We start from the raw sequence: 12,520 nt of genomic DNA, 5'->3' as shown, positions 1-12,520 counted from the left end.
TAAATTGCAGAATTACAGGTTGTGGGGCGGAAGTGAATGCAGTACAATAATGCAAGCAGAAAATATGTGTTAAGAGGATTAGAAGGATGAAAAAGATTTTATATTTTATAAAGAAGGAAACCGTGTTATCGATCGCGGTCGTGCTGGCAGTGATATCAGTATTTTTTGTAGTTCCTGACAGAGAATATATTTCGTATATTGATTTCCGGACACTGGCGATCCTGTTCTGCCTTATGAGTATCGTTGCCGGCTTGAGGAATATTGATGTGTTTGATAAATTAGCAGAACGACTGTTATCAAAGGTGCATGGGATCGGAGGAGTAACGGTAATCCTTGTATGCTTGTGTTTCTTTATGTCGATGTTTATAACAAATGATGTATCACTTATTACATTTGTGCCGTTTGCAATTATAATAATGAAGAAACTGAATCCGGACACTGATAGCAAATGGATGCTAAAAGTAATTGTCATGCAAACGATTGCGGCGAATCTTGGCAGTATGTTGACACCTCTTGGTAATCCTCAGAATCTGTATTTGTATGGAAAAGCAGGTATAGGTATTGCGGAGTTTTTAAAGATCATGCTGCCGTATACAGTCTGCGCATTTGCTTTGTTAATGGCATGGATCGGTCTGGCATCCATGGTTCGAAAAAGAAAGTTAAGTCATGATGGGAAGACAGAAATAAAGCAGAACAAAGGCTTAGATTCTGCTGAAGATAAAGCTTCAACGAAAAGACAGAAGGATTCGTTGGGTGCTTCCGGTTCAAAATGGGAGAGAAAGGATGCGGAATGGATTGAAAAATTTACAGCATATCTTATTCTGTTTGTCATAAGTCTGCTTGCGGTTTCACATATTCTTCCGTATGGTGTGCCTTTCGCGTTAGTATTTTTATATTTGCTTCTGCGTGACCGGAAAATTCTGACACAGGTTGATTATTCTCTGTTATGTATTTTTATCGCGTTATTTATATTCATCGGTAATCTTGGACGTATCCCGGCATTCAGTCAACTGCTTTCGGATATATTGACCGGACGGGAGGTGGTCACTTCGGTAATTGCAAGTCAGGTAATGAGTAATGTTCCGGCTGCGATTTTGTTATCCGGATTCACAGACCATATTCGGGAGCTGGTGATCGGAACCAATCTCGGGGGCCTTGGAACGTTGATAGCATCAATGGCAAGCCTGATCAGCTTCAAATATGTTGCAAAAGAGGATCGGTCATTCAGGGGCAGATATTTTCTGGAATTTACAGTTGCAAATGTTATTTTCCTTTTTATAATGATGATTCTTTATCGTTTACTTTCTTAACATAATCAAGTAGAACAGCAGGGACGGAGGTATGGATGATCTCACTGACGGTTATTTTAGAAAATGATTTGTGTGTCATCAGTTCTTTTAATGTAGCTGCCAAAGCTTTTTTGTATTATAAGAAACTTCTTCGTTTGTTATAAGAGATCCTTCCATTTTCTTCATGTTAAACAAGCGATATGGATACTCAGGTTCAGGATCAGATCGATGAAATGCTGGCAGAAAGTAAAGGATCTTTTCTAAATAAATATAAATTGGAATCAACCCAGCTCCGGGTATGCTGTGCATTTTATATCAGGTATATTCGGGGCACTTTTTTATGCTTCTGAAGTAAATAAAATGACAAGATGTGTGTAATTCCTATACGCAGCTTTTATTACAGAACAAAAAACGACAGTTCAGAACAAATAAATAGAAAAATTGCATATAGCCTCTTAAACTATAACCATCGTACGAAATACATAACGGATGGCGCTTAAAGGGAAAGGGGAAAAATATGGCATTATATGGTCTTGATTTCTGGGAATGGCTTAAAAAATTTGTAGGCTGGGGAAAATAAAAAAATATTATGGAGTTGAGCGGAAAAATATTTTGACAGACAATATTTATCTATATAAAACAATGACAGTTTATGATTCTAAAGGGGGCTTTTAATAAAAGGGGGATTGTGAACAGAAAAATTTATAATAGTTAAAATTGTATATCTAGCAAAAGAAACAAAATGACTGCGGTTGTTAATGGTGGCATTAACAGAACATAAAAATAGTCCAAGTAATTTGGGCTATTTTTTTGTCTGTTTTTCTCGAAATATGTCGAATAGCGAACTTATTATTGTAAATAAAAAAGAAATAACGTATTATTTTAAATAGAAAAGAATGGGGGTGTTTTTATGAATATTGTTATTTGTGATGATGACGATAAAGTAATAAAAAATGTAGCGAATGTATGCAGGAATGTATTGTCGGTAAAGTCAAAAATTAGTGCTTTTCATTCTGCTGAAAGTCTGATACAAAATCTGACAAATGATGAAGAACTTGTGGATTTGTTTATATTAGATATAGAGATGCCGGGAAAGAATGGATTGTGGTTGAAAAAAGAATTGGAACAATATCGATATGGAAGTAGTATCATATTTTTAACAAGTCATGATGAAATGATTCAAGAAGCGTTCGGCAGATATGTTATAGGTTTTGTAGATAAAGTTAGTTTTGATAAAAATACAAATGTTTTAGCAGATAAATTAAGATTGTTTGAGCAGGTAGAAAGTGGAAAGAGAGTAGTTAACTTAAAGGATGAGTTAGGTAGCTTTTGTATACAGTACGATAGAATCATAAAAATTATGTCCGAACATGTCTATACATATATTGAATACACTACTGGTAAAATAGTAAATGGCTTATTTATGACAGATAAGAAGTTAGTTAGACGTTCTTTAAAGGATTGGGAAGTTGAATTAGGGAATAGTTTCTTACGGATAAGTAAAAGCTGTATTGTTAATATGGAATACATTCAGAGACTTGATCACAAAGTGATTTTAAAAGATGGGTCTGAAATTTCAATTCCAAGATCCAACATCAATAAGTGCCGTGACTGTTACTTTGAATTTTGCAAGACAAAAATGAAATGGAATTAGCATGATAGAAATTTTTTTATATAACAGTATTGAGATTATTAAATATTTTATAATCTTTTCGTTTTTATTCCAGGGAAAATTTTATAAAGATAAGAGACAATGGTTTAGAATTGGAATATGTCTGATAGGTTTTATAATAGAAATATATTTAATACAAAGGAAAGTTTCCTTTGTATCAGTTTTTTATATATTGTTCATCGTGTTACTTTTATATGATGGCAAAATGAAAAATAAAATTATATTGTATGTATTATCATTGATAGGTGTTAATTATATTGATACTGCGATGTTTGTAACATTAGGATATTTAATAAAAGGAAAAATATGGTGGTATTATATTTATGATGCAGGATGGATTAAGATATATGCAAATATAATTTCATTTATTATAGTCATATTGATCGTTTTGGGATGCCGCAGATTTGTTAGAAAAAATATGTTGAATAGGAAAATTGAGACCTTGCAATGTTCCTTATTATCAGTAGCAATGCTGAGTCTTTATTTCATTTTTATAATTATGATGATGACTATGGCATATGGGAAACCAGAAAACAGGGCACGGCTGTATAACATTATTGGGCTTACCTTTGCTATAATCGTTGCTTGTATTATTGTATTCTTCCTACATTCAAATCGTTTAAAACACCAAAATGATGTACACATAGAAACGGAAGGGCTTTATGGCGAAAGTCTAGGATTGAAATTGGCATATGGTGAACAAGTTCATGATGATTATGAGAAGGTTCGGCAGTTCAGACATGATTTCAGACACCATATTGCAGCAATGGAAGGTCTGGTCTATGGTGGAGAATATTCAGAATTGGAGAAATATATGGGACAATTATCCCAGAAGGATAAAGAGTTAAATCTAGAACGGGTTCGGTATACCGGAAACTTTATGGTTGATTCTATTATATTTGGCATTACAAGGGATCAGAAATTTAAAGAAGTTGATTTTCGATTTGATGGTGGATTGCCAAGCAATCTGGGTGTTAAAGATATTGACATTTGTGGAGTTCTGGCGAATGCTCTTGAAAATGCAATGGAAGCGTGTCTGAAAGGAAATGATAGGAAAGCGGTTATTATGAAAGCTGGCTGTTATGAAAATATGATCAGTTTTCAAATTAAGAATACATATGACAGCAGCCGTTATAAAGCATTGGCTGGCGGTGAATTTTATTCTTCCAAAGAGGGAGATGGTCATGGATACGGAATCCAGAATATGGAACGTGTGGTAAAATCCTATAATGGGAGAATGGAGTACAACGTAGATCCGGAATGGGTAACAGTCGATATCTTTTTACAGCAAAAAGATGAGATATAAAAGGATATTCTGACATATTGAGGATTCTTTTTAGGTAAATAATTATAAACTTGTTTTCCGTTCGGATATCCATTACAATCAAACTTGGAGAGACGGAGGCAATATACAAAGCTAAAATATGCATGTTATTCTGTTCTATCAGTGTTAAGAAAGGAGATAGAACATGGATAACGAAATTGTATATTCCTCCAATGCTACTGATCAGAAAGCACAGTATGATGCCAGAGCCAAGCGGCTGCTTGGACAGAAGATCATATTGGCGCATATACTGATCAGGGTAGTAGAAGAATTTAAAGGCATGGATGCAGATACGGTTGCATCATTGATTGAAGGTGAACCGTATATCAGCCAGATTCCGGTTGAACCTGGACTAATGAACAAAGAAGCAGTGGATGCCAGAACCGGTGAACGGATTGTCGGACTGAATACAGAAAGTTCCGAAATTGATGAGGGAAAGATATATTTTGATATTATTTTCTATGTACAGATGCGGGATGGATTGGCAAAGATGATCATCAATCTGGAAGCACAGAAGAATGAACCGACAAAGTACTTTATCTTAAATCGGGCAATCTTTTATACCGCAAGACTGGTATCATCACAGAAAGAGCGAGAATTCACAGGTTCAGATTATAACGAGATCAAACAGGTATATTCCATCTGGATTTGTATGAATATGGAGAAGAACAGTCTGAGTCATATCCATATGGTGAAGGATGATCTGGTAGAGGGACAGGATTGGAAAGGCAATCTGAATATTCCTAACATCGTGATGATTGGGCTGGCGAAGGAGATACCACCCAAGGAAGAAAGATATGAATTGCATCGATTGCTTGGAACACTATTGTCACAGACAATGACGGCAGAACAAAAATTGAAGCTGATGAAACAGGAATATAACATACCGGTAGACAGACGCAGTATAAGGAAAGAGGTGAATATCATGTGCAATCTGAGTGAAGGCGTAGAAGAAATGGGATATGCAAAGGGCGAAGCCGCTGGCAGGGTAGAAGGAAAAATTGAATTTATTCTGAATATGCATAAGAAAGGCTACTCCTTAGAGCAGATCATGGATGTAACCGATATGAGCGAAGCGGAAATTAAGGCAATTATAGGCTAAAGACACAGGCAGAACAGATAGCATGTATATTTTAGTAAAAGTCCAGATATGGTAGAGATGCTGTATCTGGACTTTTTTGCTCCAATAATATCCCTGACATAGCACCGGAAACAGGTGGGACTTTATCTTTGTATCCGTATTTTGCCATTGAGAAAACCAACCATTTTACATATAATTGAAGCATGGAATAAAATGCAGAACAACTGTCGGATGATGTGGATAAAATATACGAAAGGAGCATAGATAAATGGAAGAAAATAAAACGTATATAGCGATTGATCTGAAATCCTTCTATGCTTCCGTAGAATGTAGAGAGCGGAACAGAGACCCCCTGACCACAAATCTAGTAGTGGCAGATCCGAGCCGGACAGAGAAAACGATCTGCCTTGCGGTATCTCCATCACTTAAGGCATATGGAATACCGGGCAGGGCGAGATTGTTTGAGGTTATTCAGAAGGTAAGGGAGGCAAATAACGCAAGAAGACGGAATATACCGGATCATCATTTTACCGGGACATCGGATGACAGCACGAAGCTGGGGACAGATCCGACTCTTCAGCTGGATTATATTATTGCTCCGCCGCGCATGGCACTTTATATGGAATACAGTACACGGATCTACGACATTTATTTGAAATACATTGCGCCGGAGGATATTCATATTTATTCGGTCGATGAGGTATTTATGGATGTGACCAGCTATCTGAATGTCTATCATATGACAGCCAGAGAACTAGCCATGATGATGATACGGGATGTATTAAAGACGACCGGAATCACAGCGACGGCAGGAATCGGAACCAATCTGTATCTTTGTAAGATCGCGATGGATATCGTGGCGAAGCATATCGAACCGGATGAGGACGGAGTACGGATTGCGGAGCTGGATGAAATGGCATACCGCAGGAAGCTTTGGAGTCACAAGCCGATCACGGATTTCTGGCGTGTCGGTCAGGGATATGCGAAGAAATTAGCGGAATATGGGCTATACACGATGGGCGATGTGGCGAGATGCTCGGTTGGAAAGACAAATGAATTATATAATGAAGATTTATTGTATAAGTTATTTGGCATTAATGCAGAGCTGCTGATCGATCATGCATGGGGATATGAGCCTTGCACGATGGATCAGATCAAGGCATATAAACCGGAGACGAATAGCATTTGCACCGGACAGGTACTGCATTGTCCGTATGATTTTGATAAGACAAGGCTGGTTGTAAAGGAAATGACTGATCTTATGTCGCTTGATCTGGTGGATAAGGGACTTGTTACGGATCAGATCGTGCTTACGATTGGTTATGATATTGATAATCTGACAGACCCGGCGAGAAAGAAGAGATATAAAGGCGCTGTTACAACGGATCGTTATGGACGAAAGGTTCCAAAGCATGCGCATGGAACGATCAATCTGAAGCGGCAGACTTCATCGACCCAGATGCTTATGGATGCGGTAATGGAGCTGTATGACCGGATCGTTGACAAGGATCTTTTGATCCGGAGGATCAATATTACTGCGAATAAACTGGTGGATGAACATACTGTCACGAATGACGATGCGTATGAGCAACTTGATTTTTTTACAGATTATGAGGCTGTAAAAAAACAAAAGGAGAAAGAGGATGCGGATCTGGAACGGGAACGCCACATGCAGGAAGCCATGCTCAGTATTAAGAAAAAATATGGAAAAAATGCAATTCTGAAGGGGATGAACCTGCAGGAGGGAGCAACGGCGAAAGACAGAAATGCACAGATCGGCGGACATAAGGCATAATGAGGTATATATAACATGCAGGAGCAGAACAACCATAAATATGATGATATCATTCATTTGGAACACCCTGTTTCAAAGACACATCCGCAGATGTCACTCTATGACCGGGCGGCACAATTTGCGCCGTTTGCGGCATTGACAGGACATGCGGCGGCGATTCGTGAGACTGCCAGACGGACAGATGAGAAACGGGTGCTCAGTGATGAAGTATTGGAAGAGCTGAATGAGAAACTAAACATTATTTCAGCAAATATAGGTACAGAACAGTTAGTGGATATTACCTATTTCATACAGGATGAGAGAAAAGCCGGAGGAGAATATGTTACGCATTCCGGTATCGTTAAGCGAATCGATCTGTACAGGAGAGCGGTGATCATGGCAGATGCAACAATCATACCGATTGAAGATATCAGTCAGATAGAAAGTGATTTGTTTTCCGGTTTGGAGTAACGTAAAAATTATATGAAAATGCCTGAAAATTACACCTTTACAGTATTTGTTAATAGATGCTATAATGGACTATATTGTGCGATTTCGGCAGTGTAGTATTCCTGAGTCTTGTGTGGAGAGTCGGGAAAAGAGAAAGGAAGGATAAAAACGTGTTTAAGATTGTTAAAACAGAAGCGTTGACAGATGCAATCTATCTTATGGACGTGGAAGCACCAAGAGTAGCAAAGAATTGTCTTCCGGGTCAGTTTGTAATCGTAAGAGGCTCAGAAGATGGAGAGAGAATTCCTCTTACAATCTGCGATTATTCAAGAGAAGCAGGCACGATCACTATCGTATTCCAGGTAGTAGGTGCAGCAACAGAGATGATGAAGAATTTAAAGGTTGGAGACAGCTTTACAGATTTTGTTGGACCGCTTGGCCGTCCGTCGGAATTAGTAGAAGAAGATTTAGAGACATTAAAGAATAAGAAGATCTTATTTGTAGCCGGTGGTGTAGGAACCGCACCGGTATATCCACAGGTAAAATGGTTACATGAGCATGGAGTAGCCGCTGATGTTATCATCGGTGGAAGATCCAAAGAGCTTATCATTCTGGAAGAGCAGATGAAGGCAGTTGCCGGAAATCTCTACATTACAACAGACGATGGTTCATATGGAAGCAAGGGCGTTGTTACAAATGAGATTCAGAAGCTTGTAGACGCAGGCAACAAATATGATGTATGCGTAGCAATCGGACCGATGATCATGATGAAGTTCGTTTGTAAGCTTACAAAAGAGCTTGAGATCCCTACAGTTGTCAGCCTGAACCCGATCATGGTAGACGGTACCGGTATGTGTGGTGCATGCCGAGTAACAGTTGGCGGCGAAGTAAAATTCGCATGTGTAGACGGACCTGAATTTGACGGACACCTTGTAAACTTCGAAGAAGCTATGGAACGTCAGCAGATCTATAAGACACAGGAAGGCAGAGCATATCTTGCAGCCAAGGAAGGCGACACCCATCATGGTGGATGCGGACAGTGTGGAGGTGACAAATAATGGACGTTTTAAATAGAGTACCGGTTCGTGAACAGGAACCTGCGGTTCGTGCAAAGAATTTTGAAGAAGTATGTTATGGATATAATGAAGAAGAAGCAATGGCAGAAGCAGCAAGATGTATCGGCTGCAAGAATGCACAGTGTGTAAAGGGCTGCCCTGTTTCTATTGATATTCCTGGATTTATCGCTCATGTTAAGAAGGGCGAATTTGCAGAAGCATTCCAGGTGATCAGCAAATCATCAGCACTCCCTGCTGTATGTGGTCGTGTATGTCCACAGGAGACACAGTGTGAGGGTAAATGTATCAGAGGTATCAAGGGCGATCCTGTATCTATCGGTAAACTGGAGCGTTTCGTTGCTGACTGGGCAAGAGAGCATGGCATTAAACCAGAACCGGCAGCAGAGAAGAATGGCAAGAAGGTTGCAGTTATCGGTTCCGGTCCATCCGGTCTTACCTGTGCAGGAGATCTTGCAAAGATGGGTTACGATGTAACAATCTTTGAAGCACTTCATGAGACAGGCGGCGTACTGGTTTATGGTATCCCTGAATTCCGTCTTCCAAAAGATGGCGTAGTAAAGAAAGAAATCGAAAATGTAAAATCCTTAGGTGTTAAGATTGAGACTGACGTTGTAGTTGGTAAATCTGTAACGATCGATGAACTGATGGAGGAAGAAGGCTTCTCAGCAGTATTTATCGGTTCCGGTGCAGGACTTCCTAAGTTCATGGGTATTCCGGGCGAGAATGCAAATGGTGTATTCTCAGCAAATGAGTACCTGACAAGAAGTAACCTGATGAAGGCATACAAGGAAGGCTCTAACACACCTATCATGGTTGGTAAGAAGGTTGCCGTTGTCGGTGGTGGTAACGTAGCGATGGATGCTGCAAGAACTGCACTTCGACTTGGCGCTGAGACACATATTGTATACAGACGTAGTGAAGAAGAACTTCCTGCCAGAGTAGAAGAAGTACATCATGCAAAAGAAGAGGGAATCATTTTTGATCTCCTTACAAATCCAACCGAGATCCTTGAAGATGAAAAGGGCTGGGTTAAGGGCATGAAATGTGTCAAGATGGAGCTTGGTGAGCCGGATGCATCCGGTAGAAGAAGACCGGTTGAGATTCCTGATTCTGAGTTCGTTATGGATGTGGATGCAGTTATCATGTCACTTGGTACTTCACCAAACCCACTGATCTCATCTACAACAAAGGGGCTTGATACAAATAAGTGGAAATGTATTGTTGCTGATGAAGCAAACGGACAGACCACAAAGACAGGTGTATATGCCGGTGGTGATGCAGTTACCGGTGCAGCTACAGTTATCCTTGCTATGGGAGCTGGAAAGGCAGCAGCAAAGGGCATTGACGAGTACCTCAAAGGACTCAACTAATATATAGTCTTTGAAACAAAATAAAGGATGGTATTATCTATTATTCCACAAGACGTTTAATAGTAATACCATCCATTTATTTTTGGATTTATATACCGATTAAAAAAATGGAGTCTATTTTGAGATGCGGTATAAAGTGATAGAACTATGCTCACGAGATATTGAACATAAAATTATTAAAAATATACTGAGAAGAGGTTATGACATTGAAGGAATATATTGCAAGAGATGACGCGTTTGAATTACTGAAGAAATATAATAAAGATCCATTCCATATTCAGCATGCGCTTACAGTTGAGGCTGTTATGAAATGGTATGCAAATGAACTTGGCTATGGTGAAGATGCTGAATACTGGGGCATCGTAGGTCTGCTTCATGATATTGATTTTGAACTGTATCCAGCAGAGCATTGTCTGAAAGCACCAGAGCTGTTAAGAGATGGTGGTGTGTCAGAGGATATTATTCATGCGGTCTGTTCTCATGGTTATGGAATTACAGTGGAATGTGGTACAACCATCGATGTAGAGCCGGTTCATGAGATGGAGAAGGTTCTGTTTGCAGCAGATGAACTGACAGGCCTGATCTGGGCAGCGGCATTGATGCGTCCGTCAAAGAGTACAAAGGATATGGAACTGAAATCTCTGAAGAAAAAATACAAGAGCAAGGGATTTGCCGCAGGTTGTTCCAGAGAAGTGATTGAACGTGGTGCTGCACAGCTTAACTGGGAGCTTGAGAAGCTTCTGACCATGACATTACAGGCGATGGCAGCAACGGAGGATGAGATCAAGGCAGAGATGGAAAACCTGTAAATCCCGCTAATTTGCTAGCACTTTAGCGCATTGTAACTTAAGAAAATCTTGCTTTTTCATTAAAAAGATAAAAAAATTCATAAAAATCATATTTTTACTTGATAAATTCAAGTCTATTGTTTATAATCTTAAGTGGAAATTTTCTTAAAGAGAAAATACTACTCCAAATGAATTTCGCAGAGATGCGATTTACTTATAATTAATTTAAGGAGGATTTTAAGATGTCATACGTTGATGAAGTGCTGGAGATCGTAAAGAAGAAAAATGCTGACCAGCCAGAATTTTTACAGGCAGTAACAGAGGTTCTTGATTCACTTAGACCTTGTATCGATGCAAACGAGGAGCTCTACAGAAAGAATGCGATTCTTGAAAGAATCACAGAGCCGGACAGACAGATCATGTTCAGAGTACCTTGGGTAGATGACAATGGACAGGTTCAGGTAAACAGAGGTTTCCGTGTACAGTTTAACAATTCTATTGGACCATACAAGGGAGGATTAAGACTTCATCCTTCAGTTAATTTAGGTATTATCAAGTTCCTTGGATTTGAGCAGGTATTTAAGAATTCACTGACAACACTTCCGATTGGTGGTGGTAAAGGTGGTTCTGATTTTGATCCTAAGGGCAAATCAGATAGAGAGATCATGGCATTCTGCCAGAGCTTTATGACAGAGCTTTGCAAGTACATCGGAGCAGATGTCGATGTTCCTGCTGGTGATATCGGAACAGGCGGAAGAGAGATCGGTTTCTTATTCGGACAGTATAAGAGAATCCGTGGATCCTACGAAGGTGTTCTTACAGGTAAGGGACTTACATATGGTGGATCACTTGCTCGTACAGAAGCTACAGGATATGGTTTATTATACTTAACAAACGCATTATTAAAGGATCATGGTATTGATATCGCTGGTAAGACTTGTATCGTATCTGGTGCTGGTAACGTTGCAATCTACGCAATCCAGAAGGCACATCAGTTAGGCGCTAAGTGTGTAACATGCTCCGATTCAACAGGTTGGATCTATGATCCGGAAGGAATCGATGTTGACTTACTTAAGGAAGTTAAGGAAGTTAAGAGAGCACGTCTTACAGAGTACGCAGCAGCAAGACCAAGCGCTGAATACCATGAGAAGAAGAACGGCGAGCACGGTGTATGGAATGTTAAGGGTGATATCGCATTACCATGTGCTACTCAGAACGAGTTAGACTTAGACGATGCTAAGGCATTAGTTGCAAATGGTGTTATCTCTGTAACAGAGGGTGCTAATATGCCTACAACATTAGAGGCTACTAAGTACTTACAGGAGAATGGCGTATTATTCGTAGGTGGTAAGGCTGCTAACGCCGGTGGTGTTGCTACATCTGCACTTGAAATGAGCCAGAACTCAGAGAGACTTTCATGGACATTTGAAGAAGTTGACGGCAAGTTAAAGGGAATCATGGAGACAATCTACGCAAACATCAGCGACGCTGCTAAGCGTTACGGTGTAGAAGGCGACTATGTTGCAGGTGCTAACATTGCCGGTTTCGAAAAGGTTGTAGAAGCTATGCTTGCTCAGGGTGTTTGCTAATCAAATGCCGGTCAAAATCTAACGATAATTATTATATAGTAAATGTTAATATAAGACCCCGGAATCGTGATATGCGGTTTCGGGGTTTTTCTTTGCGAGAAAGACAT

Annotated in this window: 10 protein-coding genes; all 10 read left to right on the top strand. The window is 39.5% G+C overall.

Going from position 1 to position 12,520, the window contains the following annotated elements; translation table 11 throughout:
* The first annotated feature begins 86 nt into the window (after positions 1-86).
* The 10 genes from WKT03_RS10845 (at position 87) to gdhA (ending at position 12,413) form a co-directional block, all read left to right on the top strand.
* On the top strand, positions 87-1,310 hold the full coding sequence (locus WKT03_RS10845; protein ID WP_340391979.1) for an SLC13 family permease: 1,224 nt from the start codon (positions 87-89) through the stop codon (positions 1,308-1,310).
* 889 nt (positions 1,311-2,199) lie between these two features.
* Entirely contained in the window at positions 2,200-2,943 is a 744-nt protein-coding gene (locus WKT03_RS10840; protein ID WP_118483356.1) for a LytR/AlgR family response regulator transcription factor, read from the top strand.
* Between the two features lies 1 nt (position 2,944).
* Positions 2,945-4,267, top strand: a complete 1,323-nt coding sequence (locus WKT03_RS10835; protein WP_340391975.1) for a sensor histidine kinase — start codon at positions 2,945-2,947, stop codon at positions 4,265-4,267.
* A 163-nt stretch (positions 4,268-4,430) separates the two neighbouring features.
* Positions 4,431-5,387 (top strand): hypothetical protein, encoded by a 957-nt coding sequence (locus WKT03_RS10830; protein ID WP_340391972.1) that lies wholly within the window; start codon positions 4,431-4,433, stop codon positions 5,385-5,387.
* 247 nt (positions 5,388-5,634) lie between these two features.
* On the top strand, positions 5,635-7,161 hold the full coding sequence (locus WKT03_RS10825; RefSeq protein ID WP_340391969.1) for a Y-family DNA polymerase: 1,527 nt from the start codon (positions 5,635-5,637) through the stop codon (positions 7,159-7,161).
* A gap of 15 nt (positions 7,162-7,176) precedes the next feature.
* Entirely contained in the window at positions 7,177-7,611 is a 435-nt protein-coding gene (locus WKT03_RS10820) for a hypothetical protein (protein WP_340391967.1), read from the top strand.
* 149 nt (positions 7,612-7,760) lie between these two features.
* A complete protein-coding gene (locus WKT03_RS10815; protein WP_340391964.1) occupies positions 7,761-8,648 on the top strand; it encodes a sulfide/dihydroorotate dehydrogenase-like FAD/NAD-binding protein in 888 nt (295 codons plus the stop codon).
* The gene (gene gltA, locus WKT03_RS10810; RefSeq protein ID WP_021945015.1) at positions 8,648-10,036 is read left to right on the top strand and encodes an NADPH-dependent glutamate synthase; all 1,389 of its coding nucleotides are present in this window, start codon (positions 8,648-8,650) and stop codon (positions 10,034-10,036) included. Before WKT03_RS10815 ends, gltA begins: the two co-directional genes overlap by 1 nt.
* Before the next feature lie 200 nt (positions 10,037-10,236).
* The gene (locus tag WKT03_RS10805; protein ID WP_021945014.1) at positions 10,237-10,845 is read left to right on the top strand and encodes an HD domain-containing protein; all 609 of its coding nucleotides are present in this window, start codon (positions 10,237-10,239) and stop codon (positions 10,843-10,845) included.
* Positions 10,846-11,066: 221 nt separating this feature from the next.
* Positions 11,067-12,413, top strand: coding sequence for an NADP-specific glutamate dehydrogenase (gdhA, locus tag WKT03_RS10800; RefSeq protein WP_008399921.1), 1,347 nt, complete (start codon positions 11,067-11,069; stop codon positions 12,411-12,413).
* The last annotated feature ends 107 nt before the right edge of the window (positions 12,414-12,520 follow it).

Origin of the sequence: Coprococcus sp. HCN-4056 (genome assembly GCF_037892645.1) — a bacterium.
GTDB lineage: Bacteria > Bacillota > Clostridia > Lachnospirales > Lachnospiraceae > Coprococcus > Coprococcus ammoniilyticus.
This window is presented reverse-complemented; position numbering and strand designations above follow the sequence as displayed.

What these genes read in the sequence shown, in the direction of transcription:
- WKT03_RS10825 (WP_340391969.1), top strand. Translation starts at nt 5,635, where the DNA reads ATGGAAGAAAATAAAACGTATATAGCGATTGATCTGAAATCCTTCTAT.
- WKT03_RS10845 (WP_340391979.1), top strand. Translation starts at nt 87, where the DNA reads ATGAAAAAGATTTTATATTTTATAAAGAAGGAAACCGTGTTATCGATC.
- gdhA (WP_008399921.1), top strand. Translation starts at nt 11,067, where the DNA reads ATGTCATACGTTGATGAAGTGCTGGAGATCGTAAAGAAGAAAAATGCT.
- WKT03_RS10835 (WP_340391975.1), top strand. Translation starts at nt 2,945, where the DNA reads ATGATAGAAATTTTTTTATATAACAGTATTGAGATTATTAAATATTTT.
- WKT03_RS10830 (WP_340391972.1), top strand. Translation starts at nt 4,431, where the DNA reads ATGGATAACGAAATTGTATATTCCTCCAATGCTACTGATCAGAAAGCA.
- WKT03_RS10820 (WP_340391967.1), top strand. Translation starts at nt 7,177, where the DNA reads ATGCAGGAGCAGAACAACCATAAATATGATGATATCATTCATTTGGAA.
- gltA (WP_021945015.1), top strand. Translation starts at nt 8,648, where the DNA reads ATGGACGTTTTAAATAGAGTACCGGTTCGTGAACAGGAACCTGCGGTT.
- WKT03_RS10805 (WP_021945014.1), top strand. Translation starts at nt 10,237, where the DNA reads ATGACATTGAAGGAATATATTGCAAGAGATGACGCGTTTGAATTACTG.
- WKT03_RS10840 (WP_118483356.1), top strand. Translation starts at nt 2,200, where the DNA reads ATGAATATTGTTATTTGTGATGATGACGATAAAGTAATAAAAAATGTA.